The organism is Vibrio sagamiensis NBRC 104589 (genome assembly GCF_007990935.1).
In the GTDB taxonomy this organism is placed as follows: domain Bacteria; phylum Pseudomonadota; class Gammaproteobacteria; order Enterobacterales; family Vibrionaceae; genus Vibrio; species Vibrio sagamiensis.
In genome coordinates this window covers 78,707-94,732 of the sequence record NZ_BJXJ01000017.1, presented here as the reverse complement: position 1 = coordinate 94,732, position 16,026 = coordinate 78,707, and the positions used below count along the sequence as shown (strand labels likewise).

Here is a 16,026-nt window from a genome sequence, read left to right as displayed (position 1 = left end):
TTTAAAGAAAAGCGATTTTCCTTTTCGGGGTATGAGTCCAGATTGATCGCAACTTCTGAACTGGACGTCCCGGCTGTTCCACAATAGATTCAAATAAAGCCCTAGTAGACAATATTAAGGCTTTTTCGTATGTGATACCTTGATAGATAGTCGTTAAAAGCCAGACTTTGTCGAGTCTGACTTTTAGTAAGCTTACACTCTATGTAGGGTAAAATCTAAGAAGGAATATACTTGCTCTCAGCAACTTGCCACAAAGCTTGTACTAAAGGGTTATCTAATTGACTTTTGGTGCAACAAACACCAAGTTCAAACGGTCTGATAGGCAATACCTTAAGTCGGTTAATTTTCTCTCTGACAGGGCTGTTGTTAATCACTACATCAGGTGCAATACCGACTCCACAGCCGAGAGCAACCATGCTGACAATCGCTTCATGTCCAGAGACCTGAGCATATATATTCGGCTTGATTTTCATTTGCTTGAGCCATACATTGGCTCGTTCTCTTGCTGTTCCTGCTTCTGGAAGAATAAAAGGAATATTGGCCCAGTTAGGGGGATCTTGTAGGAGTTCCTCTGCGAAGCTACTTATACCAACCGGGGCTATTACAGATAGAGGGACTTCACTAATTGGTTCGAAGATAACTTTAGTTGGAAGTTGTTCAGGCCTTGCAGAAATAGCGATATCAGCTTCATTTGCCAAGACTTTATCTATTGCTTGGGCAGGATCACCTGTTGATAGTTTGAATTCAATGAAAGGATGCTGTAGGCGAAACTCTGAAAGTAACTCGGGAAGATGGCTATAGCTTGCTGTCACCGAGCAAAATAGACGTATTTCTCCTTTCAAATCTTCTTCTGTACCTTTGAGGTGATTTTGATATTGCTGCCATTCGCTTAAGATTCTTAGAGCAACAGGGAGGAGTTTTTGGCCTTGAATGGTGAGATCGACACTGCGATTATCACGCAAGAACAGCTGTTGTTGCGTCTCTTGCTCCAACTTTTGTATTTGCCGGCTTAAAGCCGATGGGCTTAGGTGCATGGCAGCTGCTGTTTTAGCGAAGCTTTTGCTCTCACATAGGTGAATAAAAAGTTGTAGCCGTTTAATGTTCACTTGCTTTCCTTTGTTGCATTAATTGCAATTACTAATTGTGAATATATCACTTTAAGCAACATTATGTCTGATTTAGTATGATCTCATTCGGTAGGAAAATGCTGTTTCCCCACCACGGAAAATCTTAAGGAGTACCTCGATGGCTAATTATTTCAATACCTTAAACCTGCGCGAACAGCTCGATCAATTAGGCCGTTGTCGTTTTATGGACCGTGAAGAATTTGCAACAGAATCGGATTACCTGAAAGGCAAAAAGGTAGTTATCGTTGGTTGTGGTGCTCAAGGCCTTAACCAAGGTCTTAACATGCGTGATTCTGGGCTTGATGTTGCGTATGCACTTCGTCAAGCGGCAATTGATGAGCAGCGTCAATCATTTAAGAATGCCAAACAAAATGGTTTTGAAGTCGGTAGTTATGAAACTTTGATCCCTCAAGCTGACTTAGTGGTCAACCTAACTCCGGATAAGCAACACTCTAATGTGGTTGAAACCGTCATGCCCTTGATGAAACAAGGTGCAGCCCTAGGTTACTCACACGGTTTCAATGTTGTTGAAGAAGGCATGCGAATCCGTAAAGACCTAACGGTAGTAATGGTTGCACCTAAGTGCCCGGGTACGGAAGTTCGTGAAGAATACAAGCGTGGTTTTGGTGTACCGACTCTTATCGCTGTTCACCCAGAAAACGACCCTAAAGGTGAGGGCTGGGATATCGCCAAAGCTTGGGCTGCAGCAACAGGTGGTCACCGTGCTGGTTGTCTAGAGTCTTCTTTTGTGGCAGAAGTGAAATCTGACCTAATGGGTGAGCAAACTATCCTTTGTGGCATGCTACAAGCTGGCTCAATTGTTTGTTATGAGAAGATGGTTGCCGATGGCATCGACCCTGGCTACGCAGGCAAGCTATTGCAATACGGTTGGGAAACCATCACTGAAGCACTGAAGTTTGGTGGTATCACACATATGATGGATCGCCTATCCAACCCAGCCAAAGTCAGAGCTTTTGAGCTTTCAGAGCAACTAAAAGACTTGATGCGTCCGTTGTACAACAAGCACATGGATGACATTATCACTGGGCACTTCTCCTCTACAATGATGGCAGACTGGGCTAATGATGATGCAAACTTACTTGGTTGGCGTGCTGAGACGGGTGAGACTGCGTTTGAAAACTATCCTGAAACAGGCTACGAGATTTCAGAGCAAGAATATTTTGACAACGGTATTTTAATGGTTGCTATGGTTCGTGCTGGAGTGGAACTTGCTTTTGAAGCGATGACGGCATCAGGTATCATCGACGAGTCAGCTTACTATGAGTCACTGCATGAGCTACCTCTTATCGCTAATACAATTGCACGTAAGCGCTTGTATGAGATGAATGTTGTTATTTCTGACACGGCTGAATATGGTAACTACCTATTTGCTAATGTTGCAACACCACTATTACGTGAGAGCTTTATGTCGTCAGTTGATACTGATGTGATTGGTAAAGGGCTCAGCGAGACATCGAATCAGGTTGATAATGCAACGCTAATCGTTGTCAACGATGCGATTCGTAACCACCCAGTAGAATATATTGGTGCTGAGCTACGTGGATACATGACGGACATGAAGAGAATTGCGGTTGGCGGATAATATAACGCTTAACTCAGTGAAGTTTATCTAGATAATGCACAAGTTTAGAGTTTGGTAAATTAATAAAGGCTTAGTCAGGAATGATTAAGCCTTTTTTGTTTGGGTACGCTTGGTAAATTGAAAGTTTCAGTAGTAAATACAATGCTTCAATCAACAGGGTGACTACTTTTCAGCTAGCTTCGCTTCAAGTTCTGCTAGCTTGCTTTCCATCTCAGTAAGTTTTTGTCGTGTGCGTAGAAGAACTTGAGTCTGTACATCGAACTCCTCTCTACTCACAACATCGAGTTTATTTAGTTGTCCTTGAATGACTTGGCGGACTTTTTGATCGACGTCAGTGCCTAAATCTTTAACTGGCTGTGGCATTGAATCGTGAATTTGCTTAGCAATTTTTTCTAACTTCTTTGGGTCAAACATAGCGACTAAAGCTCCTTTTGATTTATTCATATTTTATGCAAATGATACGACAAAGTCGCCACCTTGATAGCAAAAAAACCATGAAAATAAAAAAAGGCCACCGAAGTGGCCTTGAGTGATTTACATCAATGATTAGTTTTGCTGAGTTGTTTTCGCTTGATCAATTTTGGCCAGTTCTTCTAGCTCATCATCTTCAACAAAAACCGGAATAGGTTTGTGCTGTTCTGCGAGGTAACTATAAATTACTGGCAGGACAAAGAGCGTGAACAGAGTACCAATGAATAGACCAGCTACGATGACGACACCGATACTAAATCGCTGTGCTGCACCTGCACCTGAGGCAAATAATAGCGGGATTAAACCAGCAATCATCGCGGCAGTCGTCATTAAAATTGGCCGCAGTCGAACTTTAGCCGCTTCCATGACGGCATCGATTCTTGAGGATTTTTTATGCAATTGTTCCTCTTTTGCTACCTCACAAATCAATATACCGTGCTTGGTAATTAGCCCCACAAGGGTGATAAGTCCAACTTGTGAGTAGATATTCATGGTTGTTGTGCCCCATGCCATTGCAATCAGGGCACCGCAAATTGCCAATGGGACGGAAACCATGATGACCAGTGGATCTCGAATCGATTCAAACTGTATTGCCAAGACAAGGAAAATAACGGCGAGAGCGAGGCCGAATGTTGCATATAGGGCACTTCCCTCCGTGACGTATTGACGAGCTTGACCATTAAAGTCATATCGATAGCCTTTCGGTAGAGAGCTGGCTACGTCGTTTTCAAACCAAGCAATTGCATCACCCATTGCTACTCCAGGGCCAGGAACGGCACCAACGGTTGCGGAATTGAGCTGATTGAAGTGAGGCAGGGAACGTGGTGCCGATTTCACTTCAATACTGACCAGTTCGGCTAGAGGCACAGAAGTGCCAGTCGACGTTTTTACGTAATACTGATTGATGCTGTCAGGGTTAAGTCGATTACTACGTATTACCTGTGGAATAACTTCGTAGGAGCGACCATCTATATCAACTCGGTTAACATAGCCATCAGCCATCATTGTTCCTAGTGTGGCTCCGATCGACTGCATAGTAATGCCGTAGGCACCCGCTTTATCTTTATTAATTTCAATATGCATTGTTGCCGAACCGAAGTTCAAATCAAGATCAGAGTAGACGAATATGCCGTTTTGCTGCACTTTGCTCAACACGTCAGAAGCGACTTGAAATAAGCTTTCAAAGCTGTTCGGTGTTGTGATAACAAATTGCAAAGGGAGACCTGATGGTGAGCCAGGTAACTCGGGTAACTGGAAGGTCGTAACCGACATTGCTGGAATATCTTGTACCATGCCATTTACCCTAGCCGCAATTTCAGCCTGACTGGCTTGACGATCTCCCCAAGGAACCAACGCTGCGAGACCAAAAGCTTGGTTAGAGTTCGGTACGCCCGCGAAAATTTGTGCGTATTTTACTTCTGGCTGCTCAACCAAGGTTTTGTTGACTTCATCCATGGTGTTTTGAATATAGTCTAAGTTGGCATTGGCTGGTGCGGTACCCAGTAGCATGACCACACCATTATCTTCTGCTGGTGCCAATTCGCTAGGGATAAACTTAAACAACACGGGAAGCGAAGCAAATACGATGACAGCAAAGCCAATCACCACTGGACGATGTGCCATTACAGCAGTGAGCATTGCCGAATAGCGCTCAGCCATACGGTCAAGTAAGTGGTGAACGGTTGATTCAAATTTACTTGGCTTTTGACTTGCGATAAGCATCTTTGAACACATCATCGGTGAGAGTGTTAAAGCGATGATCCCTGACACAAACACTGAACCCGCGAGAGTAAGGGCAAACTCCTTAAAGAGCGCTCCCGTGACTCCTCCCATGAGTGCAATTGGCGCATAGACCGCGCCTAAAGTTAGCGTCATGGCGATAACGGGTAAGGCAATCTCTCGAGTACCTATGATCGCAGCGCGGAATGGACTCTCTCCTAACTTGATATGACGATCGACGTTTTCAAGTACCACAATGGCATCATCAACCACGAGACCAATCGCTAGAACCATAGCAAGTAAGGTGAGCAGGTTCCACGAAAAGCCAAACATCTGCATTACCATGGCGACGCCAATCAAAGACAGGGGAATGGTGATAATAGGAATAAGTACAGCACGAAATGAACCAAGAAATAGTGTGATGACAACTAAGACGATCACGGCGGCTTCAATGATGGTTTTGGCCACTTCTTCTATCGATGCATTGATAGCGATGGTCGAGTCATACATCACCGCCATCTCAATGGTGTCAGGCATATTTCGCTCTAGTGAAGGGAGCAGCTCAAGGACCCCTTTGGCGATATTGATCGGGTTAGCACTTGGTGCGGCATTGATCGCAGCGACAACCGCTTCCTGACCGTTCGCAATCGCACGATAAACATCATGGCTTTTCGCTAAATCTACCTCTGCAATATCACCGAGTCGAATGACTTGGCTATTTACAGTCGATACAACTAACTGAGCGAGATCTTCTGGAGTGTTCGATTGCGTGTCAGCACTACCGTTGTAGAGCACGAATTCGTTGTTGGATTGACCGATCGCTGATTGATAGTTGTTTGCGTTAAGGATATTGATGACATCCGTTGCGGCTAAATCAAAGGCCGCCATCTTAGCCGGATCGAGCCAGATTCGAAGTGCATATGGTAGACCACCATATAAGTCTACTTTTGATACCCCTCCAACTGTAAACAATTGAGGCTTGATCACGCGCTCAAGATAATCGGTGATTTGACTTGAGTTAAGTGGTTCGCCATTTTCTGTCGGCGCGGCAGTAAAGCCAATATACAAGACGGCAGTATCTGAACCTGTCGACATTGTTACGGTTGGATCTTCAGCCTCTTTTGGTAGCTGAGAGCGGACCGAGTTGGTTTTCGCCAACACATCAGCCAAAGCGGCACTTGGGTTAGTATTGAGCTTCATGTAAACGGTAATCGTTGAACTACCCAATACGCTTTGTGACGTCATGAAGTCAATATTATCAGCTTGAGAAATGGCTTGCTCAAGAGGTTGAGTGATGAAACCTTGGATAAGGTCGGCACTTGCTCCATAGTACCCAGTAGATACCGTAACGACGGTATTGGTCATTTCTGGATACTGGCGCACCTGCATCTGGAATAACGCCTGCAGTCCAAGCAAGGCGATCAAAAAACTGATCGAAGCCGCTAGAACGGGACGTTTAATAAATATATCGGTAAAACGCATTGCGTGCTCCAATTACAGTTTCGGTGTCGTCGCTGGTGTATCTAAAGCGTCGTTTTGCACTTCTTTGACTTTGACATCATTACTGAGACGGACTTGGCCAGATGTGACTACTTTCTCACCATCTTTAATGCCATCAAGTACGTGTACTTTGTCACCTGTGCGTTCACCGGTTGTAATAACGACTTGTTTAACACGTAAATCGTCATTTTCATCTTTGTTAACGACGTAAACGGTGTTGCCGTATAACGCATAACTGACCGCCGTCTGTGGTAAGACAATTTGATTTTTCAGAACGGGTAAAATGACTTTAGCGCGAGCAAACATACCACTACGTAGGCGGCCATCACTATTTGGAATACTGGCCTGAACTTGCACTAAGCCACTTTGGTAATTGACCGCAGGCTCAATAGCGGTAATGTTGCCATCAAACTTCACTTCTGGATAAGCATCTACATTGATTTGTAAGGATTGTCCGAGTTTTAATTTTGACAGATCCGTTTGTGGAACTGTAAAACGAAAGCGCATGATACTGGTATCTTCAAGACGAACAACACTCGAGCCAGATTGAAGGAACTGACCTAAAAAGACATTGCGCAGGCCGACTTTACCAGCAAAAGGCGCTTTAATTTGGCGCAACTCAATCTGAGCACGTAAGCTTTCAATATTGGCTTTTTGCGATAAGTAATTTGCTTGAGCCTCGTCGAAAGCTTCTTTAGAGATCGCTCCTGTTTTAATCAGGCCACGATAGCGTTTGTACTTGCCTTCAGAGGCTGGGAGAGCAGCAACAGCACTATCAAGGTTGGCTTTTTGCACTTCGGAATCAAGTTCAACCAAGGTTTGATCTTTCTCGACTTTATCGCCCGACTCAAATTGAATGCTAGTGATAGTACCGCTGTTCTCGCTGGCTAAGGTAACTCCTTGATTGGGTTCAATAAAGCCGATCACATCAATGAAGGGAGTCCAGTCTTCGCTGCTTGCGGTGGTGACAGTAATAGGAAATTCAGGCTCAGGTCGACTAGCAAGAAACTCCTCAGTTTTCATTTTTTTGAAGATGTTAAAGCCTATCACACTGCCAAACAGCAAGGTGGCGATAAGCAACATAAAGAAAGTCCACTTTTTCATTCTTTTAAGAACTCCAAGTTAGTGTTGAATGATGGGAAACCAACTATTTTCAAAGGTATTCTTTAGCGCTTTTGATTCTCTTTATTACGCTGTCAAAGAGTAAAGTGCTAAAATATGTTTTCTCAATAAATGTGACGTTGACTTTTAACCACGCTTACGCACTTACTGCTATTGTGTAAGGGAGGTGTGTCCAATATTGAGCCAACATGTCATTGATGACTCTACAGAATGCCAAATATAAGGTGACATGGTGCGTCCTTGCTGAGTGAACAGGTAGTCGTCATCTACATTTGCTGCATATCGTACGCTGTGCTATTAGATTGCACAAGTTAAACCTAAGCGTAGATTTCATGCGAACGCACCTTTATCATAGGCGCCCCAACTTTGATCCGCAGAGAATTTTTATGAAGCTGAACCCTCGACAAGATGAAGCCGTGAAGTACGTCTCAGGACCGTGTTTGGTCCTTGCTGGCGCAGGCTCGGGCAAGACTCGAGTGATCACCAATAAAATTGCTTATTTGGTTCAGCAATGTGGTTACAAGGCACGGAATATTGCCGCGGTTACCTTTACCAATAAAGCCGCACGTGAAATGAAAGAGCGTGTAGGTCAAACTCTTGGTAAAGCCGAATCCAAAGGCTTGATGGTGTCTACTTTTCATACATTAGGCTTGAATATCATCAAGAGAGAATATAAGCAGCTTGGATTGAAAGCTGGGTTCTCATTATTTGATGATCAAGATCAGTTGGCCTTGCTCAAGGAATTAACGGAGCAGCAGCTGGACGGGGATAAGGATTTATTACGGCAGTTGCTGAGCTGTATTTCCAACTGGAAAAATGACATGTTGACGCCAGAGCAAGCAAAGGCGGTTGCTCAAGGTGAACAGCAGCAACTTTTTGCGTTTTGTTTTGAGATGTATCAGAAACAGATGAAAGCGTACAACGCCCTTGACTTTGATGATCTCATTTCACTGCCAGTACAACTTTTACGTACTAACCAAGAAGTTCGTCAACGATGGCAGAATCGGATCCGTTATTTGCTGGTGGATGAATATCAAGATACCAATACGAGCCAATACGACTTGGTTAAACTGATCGTGGGTGAGAGAGGGCGCTTAACTGTCGTCGGTGACGATGATCAATCTATTTACTCATGGCGTGGTGCTAAGCCACAAAACTTAGTGTTGTTAGGCGAAGATTACCCTAATTTACGCTTGATAAAACTGGAGCAAAATTATCGCTCGACCAGTCGTATTTTGCGTGCAGCCAATATTTTGATTGCCAATAACCCACACGTTTATGAAAAGTCACTTTTTTCGGAAATCCCCGATGGTGAAAAACTTAAAGTGCTATTGGCAAAGAACGAAGAGCACGAAGCTGAGCGAGTGACGGGAGAGTTGATCGCTCATAAATTTCTCAACCGAACCGACTATAAAGATTACGCAATTTTGTATCGAGGTAATCATCAATCGCGTCTAATTGAAAAATCTTTGATGCAAAACCGAGTGCCGTACAAGCTTTCGGGAGGAACCTCATTTTTTGCTCGTGCTGAAATTAAAGACATTATGGCCTACTTGCGTGTGTTGGTGAACCCAGACGATGACAATGCTTTTTTACGTATTGTGAATACCCCACGTCGGGAAATAGGGCCAGTGACGTTAGAGAAGTTAGGGAGTTATGCCAATATGCGCGGTAAAAGCTTGTTTGCCGCCAGCTTTGAAATGGGCTTGGAACAGCATTTATCAGGACGTGGTCTTGAGAGCTTGCGTCGTTTCACTCAGTGGTTAGTCGCGATTGCTGATCAAGCAGAACGTGGCGATACCGTTGAAGCGGTTCGGTCATTGGTTCGTGATATTCATTATGAAGATTGGTTATACGAAACGTCTGCCAGCCCAAAAGCCGCTGAAATGCGCATGAAAAATGTGTCAGATTTATATTCGTGGATTGTGGCCGATCTTGAAGGTGATAATTACGACCAAGAAGAAAAGTCGCTGAAAGAAGTGGTTCAACGTTTGACTCTGCGTGACATTATGGAACGTGGAGAAGAAGATGAAGACAGCGACGCGGTTCAGTTAATGACTTTGCATGCCTCAAAGGGATTAGAATTTCCTTACGTGTATCTGATTGGCTCGGAAGAGGGGATCTTACCTCATCAAACCAGTATCGATGAGGATAATGTCGAAGAAGAGCGGCGCTTAATGTACGTGGGGATTACGCGAGCTCAACGTGAGCTGACTTTTACTATGTGTAAAGAGCGACGACAATTTGGCGAATTACTTAAGCCAACACAAAGCCGATTTCTTGATGAACTGCCGTTTGATGATGTGGAATGGGAAATCAACAAAAAGCCAGTTTCCCAAGAAGAACGTATGGCCAAAGGGCAAGCACATATTGCTAATTTGAAAGCGATGTTTAAAAAGTAAACGACAATGCAGCGTTTATTTTTGCCTCGTTAGTGTGCCTATATTCGGACAAGCTTCTTGGTTTTTTCTAAATCGAAGCTTGTCCAGTTATTAGGTGTTGATTATCTTAGGGGTTGGTTATCTTAGGCGTTAACTATTAAAGCCCTTCGATCATGTGATCAATCGCGGCAATAATTTCATCGTCTGAACAGTCCATGCAGGTTCCTTTAGCAGGCATAGCGTTAAAGCCTTGGATGGCATGATTGGTGAGCACGTCTTTTCCTTTAGCAATCCGTGGCGTCCAATCTGCAGCATCGCCAGTCTTAGGTGCGCCACTGACTCCTGTTGAGTGGCAAGCAACACAATAAGTACCATAAACTGACGCCCCATCCCTAGGCCCTGAAGGTGTTTCTACCACAGGAAGAGCACCAGCCAGATACACATCGCCGACGGGTTTGATGCGCTCGGCAATCGCATCGTATTCATCTTGGCTGATTTTTGCAGCCAACGCTGAACTAGAAAAAGCTAAGGCAGCGAACAAAACGCTGATCATTTTTCGTGACATATCCATATACCCACTTCACATTTCTGAGATAAGCGGATGGCTTATCTGTTGTGTACTTATTATATGATTAGAATCTTGAGAAAAGTTTGCGTTATGTTGACCTGATCGCTGATAAATGGAAGTGTCAATCAACACAAAACATATAATAATTGTATCCCGTTAAGTTGCTGCAATAAACAACAACTTATTCATGACAGGGCGTGAATCACATCAAAACCTCTCTTTAAAGACGAATAACTGTCGAAAAAGAGACCAAACGATAAAAAAAGTAAAAAAAGTACTAGACGGCATAGTGTGATATCCGTATTATTCCACTCCGCCGATAGGGTATGCGCCCGTAGCTCAGCTGGATAGAGCGTTGGCCTCCGGAGCCAAAGGTCGAAGGTTCGAATCCTTTCGGGCGTGCCATTCCCGGAGGAAAATATCGGTAAAATTAATGGTGGCTATAGCTCAGTTGGTAGAGCCCTGGATTGTGATTCCGGTTGTCGCGAGTTCGAGTCTCGTTAGCCACCCCATTCATTCCTTTGTGAATGATAAAGGGAGTAAACTCTTCCTATCTTTGTGAGAAAGATAAAACTTATGTCGGTGAATAGCGCAGCTTGGTAGCGCATCTGGTTTGGGACCAGAGGGTCGGGGGTTCGAATCCCTCTTCACCGACCACTATTTCGTTTATGGCCAGAAGGCGGTAAACACTAAAATTGATGGTGGCTATAGCTCAGTTGGTAGAGCCCTGGATTGTGATTCCGGTGGTCGCGAGTTCGAATCTCGTTAGCCACCCCATTAATTAATGGTGACTTCTTAGTTGAAGTATCCAGTATGATTTGAGAAAATCAACAAATACAGTTCGGTGAATAGCGCAGCTTGGTAGCGCATCTGGTTTGGGACCAGAGGGTCGGGGGTTCGAATCCCTCTTCACCGACCACTATTGAAAGCCTCAGTCGAAAGACTGGGGCTTTTTTACATTTAAAATTTAGAATATCAGCCCACAGTGTGTTCTAACGCACCACATCCCTGCACCGACTGTCATTTTAAATCCTTGATAGTAATATCGAGTTTTTTGCTTTCTAGAGTTGAAAGCGTCAAAGTAGGGATTATCGTTAATCAGTTGTGAGTTAAACTCGCTCAAGGTACAGTTTAATAGGCTTTTGGTTACCCATGATCCTAAAGCCTATTAAGCTGCTCAGACTTATTACTTCCGCTTAACTCTTAAACAATAGAGGTGAGTAATTGGCTTAACTGCGTGGTTTTTTGCACCTCAAAGTTTGGGACGATCTCTGTGGTATTTTTTTCACCTGATGCATTTATCCATACACTGACAATGCCCATCTGATTTGCTCCGGCAATATCTGCTGGCAATGAATCACCGACATGGATGGCTTCTTCGGCCGTAACATTGGCCAACCTTAATGCTTTTTGAAAAATACTGGCTGCAGGTTTTTCTTCGTGCTCTTCACCACCAACAATAATATGATCAACCCAATCTTGCATATCGACAGCCTTAAGTTTAGGGTGCTGGGAAAATATAGGCCCATTGGTGATCACCACTAGTGTGTAGTCAGCACGAAGCTTTTTCAGCATGTCTTTGACTCCTGGGAAAAAATCAAAGGCGTTCATGCGTGCAGTATTGAAAAATTGTTGAGTTTGCTCAGCTTGCTCGGCATTAATATGAATGTTTTGCTCGGCCAAAATCGTTTGAATGAGACCACAGCGGAAGGCGTTCTCATCGGGGAGTAAAGAGACTAGTTGAGGAAATTCGTGATTAAGCTTTTTATATACACCCTGTAAGTAGCGCACCACGAAAGCCTGTGGAGCATTAATACTTGGGTAATTTTGTTTGATCCATTTTGCCAGTTCTTGCCCAGCAATCTTGTCAGCCTGCGAAGTCCCACACAGGGTTTCATCCATATCAAAAAAAATAGCTTTTAGCACTTTAACTTCTCCACTCACATTTTGTTCTTGCCCTTCGATTATCCCTCATTGCCAGAAAAATGACAGCCAAGAGTAGGAAACGTTCAATATGTTTTAGCGTTGATAACTGTACCAAGTAAAAGCTAAGCGATGCATTTAATCCAAAAATTCACAAAGCTTAACAGTGGCTTGGATTAATTTTCCAACTTAATGTAAGTGAGCCTATTAAAATATTTATAATTAAATATCGAGCTGGATGAATTTCCGGCTCTTTTTTTGCTTATCAATTACGGTATATGTTTTTTTGATGCTGATCGAAATATCAGCATCACCGACATTTTAGAGTTAAGCGAATGAAAATGAAAATGGCATCTAATTATCCTCGTTGTACCTCAGTTGGCCTAAGTCTTTGGTTACTGTCAGTGTTCGTCCAGTTTTCTGGTGGGGTAATGGCAAATGAGTTTTTATGCCAAGCATCTCAGGCTAGCCACAACGAACTGCCGGTGCTGGAGGCATCTTGCCCAATCGGTCACGGAGTATGGGGAAAAAAGGTGCCGCCAAAAGGCAAAGACTATTTTTGGATCCAATGTGGCATCTTAGATAAGCCGATGTCGGTGGCCACAGCTCAGGCCATTTATAACAAGATCACAACAGATGTGTGGATGAAACCGGAAGATAAAGGCTATCGTTGTTTGATTGGTCCATATACCGAGTTTGCCCAAGCGTCGAATGAATTACAGAGTGTGCAAACGCTTGCCGTTTATAAAGATGCGTTTTTACGCGCGATTGTAAAAAAGAGTGCCCCACTGAAAAAAAACAGTGCGGACTTATCATCGCCAGCAAAAAGCACAAAAGCAGCGCCACAAATTCAGCCTAAATCTAAGCCTGCAGCAGCTGTGAGTCAATCTACTCAAACGCCAGCCATCGCTGATACTGAAAGTGTGCAGGTCCGTTTACAAACCATTCTGAAAGGTAAGCGCTTTGCTGTGCCTTATGTGGCGGAGAATCATAATCATTTCTATATGGAACATGGCAAGGCATGGAATCGACTCAGTTATGCAAGCTCTAAACAAGTGTGTCAGCAGTTGGGGATGCACCTAGCGAGCCCTTCCGAGTTTAAAACGCTACGTAACTCTGGTTTGATGGAAAAAGATAACTGGCCGTTGCAATTACCTTACTGGGGTAAAAATAAGAAAGGTTTATTTACTGATCGTGCGCCAAATCAGTTAAGCGGAACATCATTGTTGAATGTTATGTGTGTAAAATAGCGATAACAATCGTCTCGTTTTGAATCACTTGAGGTACACCATGACAACACTTGAACAACGATTAAGGGCAATCAAAGTCGTTCCCGTTATCGCCATTAACCATATCGAACATGCTTTACCATTGGCAAAAGTGCTGGTGGACAACGGATTACCTTGTGCAGAAATTACATTCCGCACTGAGGCGGCGGCTGAATCGATTCGTCTTATGCGTCAAGCGTATCCTGATCTATTAATCGGTGCTGGCACAGTGCTCACTACTGAACAAGTAGACATGGCGATAGAATCCGGAGCCGATTTCATTGTGAGTCCGGGCCTCAACCCAACGACAGTAAGATACTGTCAGCAGCGTAATATGAACATTATACCGGGTGTGAATAATCCAAGCTTGGTTGAGCAAGCAATGGAAATGGGGTTACGCACGCTAAAGTTTTTCCCTGCTGAACCTTCAGGTGGCTTAAATATGCTCAAAGCCTTGAGTGCTGTTTATCCGGTCGAGTTCATGCCGACAGGGGGAATCAGCCCATCCAATGTTCAAGATTATTTAGCCCTTAAGTCGGTTGTCGCTTGTGGTGGCACGTGGATGGTACCAACCGCAATGATCGACAATGGCGATTGGCAAGGTATTGCAGAGCTGGTTGAAGAAATTAAGTAAAAATGACTCGAAAAGCAGTGAAATGCTATTAAAATGAGAAGAAAGGCCATCAATGTTATTGATGGCCTTTTTTTATTTGTTTACGTTCGCAATATCACTAACGCAATTAGCGTGATTAACGCATCGTAACAAACTCTTCAGAGCCTGTTGGGTGGATAGCCACAACCGAATCGAAGTCTGCTTTGGTTGCACCCATCTTCATTGCTACGCCGAAACCTTGAATCATTTCATCAACGGTGAAGCCGATGCCATGTAGGCCAACGACGGTTTCTTCTTCCCCTGCACATACCAGTTTCATCTTGCATGGTTGACGGTGTTTCGTCACAGCTGTGTACATGGCAGTAAAGCCAGATGTGTAGACTTTGATGTTATCTTTGCCGTACTTTTGTTCTGCTTCTTGTGTGGTTAAGCCGATCGTACCGATTGGTGGGTGACTAAATACGACAGTAGGGACTAGATCGTAATCCATTTTCGCGTTTGGTTTATTGTTGAACAAACGCTCAGAAAGTTGACGACCAGCTTTAACTGCTACTGGAGTTAGCTCGATACCGCCTTCCATAATGTCACCGACACAGTAGATACCAGGAACATTCGTTGCTTGATATTCGTCGACCTTAATGTAGCCCTGCTCATTCGTTGCAACGCCCGTTGATGCTAGGTTAATCGCGTCTGTTGTTGGGTGACGGCCGATTGCCCAAATGAGCGTATCAACGTTTTGGCTTTCACCGTTTTCTAAATGCAGAGTTAGGCTGCCATCGGCTTCTTTCACGACTTCTTTTGGTACCGAGTGGGTATGAAGAGTTGGCCCTTCAGCGGCCATGACTTCGACGAGTGTTTCTACGATCATTGGATCGAAGCTACGCAAAGGAGACTCTTTACGAACAAATAGATGCGTTTCTGTGCCAAGTGCATGAAGAACGCCAGCGATTTCAACTGCGATGTAACCTGCGCCAATCACAGCAACACGTTTTGGTTGTTCTGTCAGCTCGAAAAAGCCATTTGAGTCGATACCGTATTCAGCACCAGGAATGTTTGGAATGGTTGGACGGCCACCTACAGCGATCAGAATGTGATCGGCGGTGTAGTGCTCACCGTTTACTTCAACGGTTTTCTCATCAACGAACTTAGCGAATCCTCTGATTACATGGACGTTATTGTTGCCTAGAACGCGATCGTAAGACTGGTGGATGCGACCAATATAGGCTTGGCGGCTCTCAACCATTTTGCTCCAGTCAAAGCCTTTTACATCCACATCAAATCCGTAATCTTCTGCATAGAGGTTCATTGCTTCAGCGACTTGTGCACCGTGCCACATGACTTTTTTAGGCACACAACCGACATTCACACAGGTACCACCAAGGTCTTGAGCCTCAATGATTGCTACTTTAGCACCGTACATTGCTGCACGGTTTGCTGATGCGATGCCACCACTGCCACCACCGATACAGATATAGTCAAAATGAGTCGCCATTACTTTCTCCAAAAGCTTATTAATCGTTCTGATAACAATTACATTGGGGTGAGAAGGAATGAACTCAATATCCCCGAATGATTTGTTACTTTTCCTCTATGATAAAGCGAGTCTAGCAATTTCTGTAATGAGAAAAAGTGACCTTGGTTATGACAAATAGCGATGAGAAAAGGGTCAGCAAAGAGGCAAACGTATTCGGTGGATAAAAACAAGCTCTCTGATTGGCGCACTAATGAATA

At 44.0% G+C, this 16,026-nt stretch carries 11 protein-coding genes and 5 tRNA genes; 9 read left to right on the top strand and 7 right to left on the bottom strand.

What is annotated here, in order from left to right:
• Positions 1-215 precede the first annotated feature (215 nt).
• Positions 216-1,106 (bottom strand): HTH-type transcriptional activator IlvY, encoded by an 891-nt coding sequence (gene ilvY / locus VSA01S_RS10215; protein ID WP_021710910.1) that lies wholly within the window; start codon positions 1,104-1,106, stop codon positions 216-218.
• 139 nt (positions 1,107-1,245) lie between these two features.
• Here ilvY and ilvC point away from each other — a divergent pair, with 139 nt between their 5' ends.
• Complete coding sequence (ilvC, locus tag VSA01S_RS10210; RefSeq protein WP_039981867.1) at positions 1,246-2,730, top strand: ketol-acid reductoisomerase; 1,485 nt, start codon at positions 1,246-1,248, stop codon at positions 2,728-2,730.
• Positions 2,731-2,892: 162 nt separating this feature from the next.
• Here the strand turns inward: ilvC and ubiK are convergent, their stop codons facing one another.
• The 3 genes from ubiK to VSA01S_RS10195 form a co-directional block, all read right to left on the bottom strand.
• Complete coding sequence (ubiK, locus tag VSA01S_RS10205) at positions 2,893-3,144, bottom strand: ubiquinone biosynthesis accessory factor UbiK (protein ID WP_021710912.1); 252 nt, start codon at positions 3,142-3,144, stop codon at positions 2,893-2,895.
• 132 nt (positions 3,145-3,276) lie between these two features.
• Positions 3,277-6,402, bottom strand: coding sequence for a multidrug efflux RND transporter permease subunit (locus VSA01S_RS10200; RefSeq protein WP_039981866.1), 3,126 nt, complete (start codon positions 6,400-6,402; stop codon positions 3,277-3,279).
• 12 nt (positions 6,403-6,414) lie between these two features.
• Complete coding sequence (locus VSA01S_RS10195) at positions 6,415-7,524, bottom strand: efflux RND transporter periplasmic adaptor subunit (protein WP_039981865.1); 1,110 nt, start codon at positions 7,522-7,524, stop codon at positions 6,415-6,417.
• Between the two features lie 404 nt (positions 7,525-7,928).
• On the opposite strand from VSA01S_RS10195, the gene rep reads away from it, so the two are divergent.
• Entirely contained in the window at positions 7,929-9,944 is a 2,016-nt protein-coding gene (rep, locus tag VSA01S_RS10190) for a DNA helicase Rep (RefSeq protein WP_039981864.1), read from the top strand.
• Between the two features lie 136 nt (positions 9,945-10,080).
• Here rep and VSA01S_RS10185 read toward each other — a convergent pair whose 3' ends face one another.
• Complete coding sequence (locus VSA01S_RS10185; RefSeq protein WP_039981863.1) at positions 10,081-10,494, bottom strand: c-type cytochrome; 414 nt, start codon at positions 10,492-10,494, stop codon at positions 10,081-10,083.
• Positions 10,495-10,819: 325 nt separating this feature from the next.
• Here VSA01S_RS10185 and VSA01S_RS10180 point away from each other — a divergent pair.
• The 5 genes from VSA01S_RS10180 (at position 10,820) to VSA01S_RS10160 (ending at position 11,410) form a co-directional block, all read left to right on the top strand.
• Positions 10,820-10,896: transfer RNA gene (locus tag VSA01S_RS10180), tRNA-Arg, on the top strand.
• 31 nt (positions 10,897-10,927) lie between these two features.
• Positions 10,928-11,003 (top strand) — tRNA-His (locus tag VSA01S_RS10175).
• 68 nt (positions 11,004-11,071) lie between these two features.
• Positions 11,072-11,148, top strand: a tRNA-Pro gene (locus VSA01S_RS10170).
• 44 nt (positions 11,149-11,192) lie between these two features.
• Positions 11,193-11,268 (top strand) — tRNA-His (locus tag VSA01S_RS10165).
• 65 nt (positions 11,269-11,333) lie between these two features.
• A tRNA-Pro gene (locus tag VSA01S_RS10160) sits at positions 11,334-11,410 on the top strand.
• A gap of 284 nt (positions 11,411-11,694) precedes the next feature.
• Here the strand turns inward: VSA01S_RS10160 and VSA01S_RS10155 are convergent.
• Positions 11,695-12,417, bottom strand: a complete 723-nt coding sequence (locus tag VSA01S_RS10155; RefSeq protein ID WP_039980448.1) for an HAD family hydrolase — start codon at positions 12,415-12,417, stop codon at positions 11,695-11,697.
• A gap of 332 nt (positions 12,418-12,749) precedes the next feature.
• Here VSA01S_RS10155 and VSA01S_RS10150 point away from each other — a divergent pair, with 332 nt between their 5' ends.
• The gene (locus VSA01S_RS10150; RefSeq protein ID WP_039980358.1) at positions 12,750-13,664 is read left to right on the top strand and encodes an SPOR domain-containing protein; all 915 of its coding nucleotides are present in this window, start codon (positions 12,750-12,752) and stop codon (positions 13,662-13,664) included.
• A gap of 40 nt (positions 13,665-13,704) precedes the next feature.
• Positions 13,705-14,316, top strand: coding sequence for a bifunctional 4-hydroxy-2-oxoglutarate aldolase/2-dehydro-3-deoxy-phosphogluconate aldolase (locus VSA01S_RS10145; protein ID WP_039980359.1), 612 nt, complete (start codon positions 13,705-13,707; stop codon positions 14,314-14,316).
• A gap of 115 nt (positions 14,317-14,431) precedes the next feature.
• On the opposite strand, the gene gorA is transcribed toward VSA01S_RS10145, so the two are convergent.
• Positions 14,432-15,787 carry a glutathione-disulfide reductase gene (gorA, locus tag VSA01S_RS10140; RefSeq protein WP_039980361.1) on the bottom strand — a complete coding sequence of 452 codons (1,356 nt, stop codon included), beginning with the start codon at positions 15,785-15,787 and terminating at the stop codon, positions 14,432-14,434.
• Positions 15,788-16,026 lie beyond the last annotated feature (239 nt).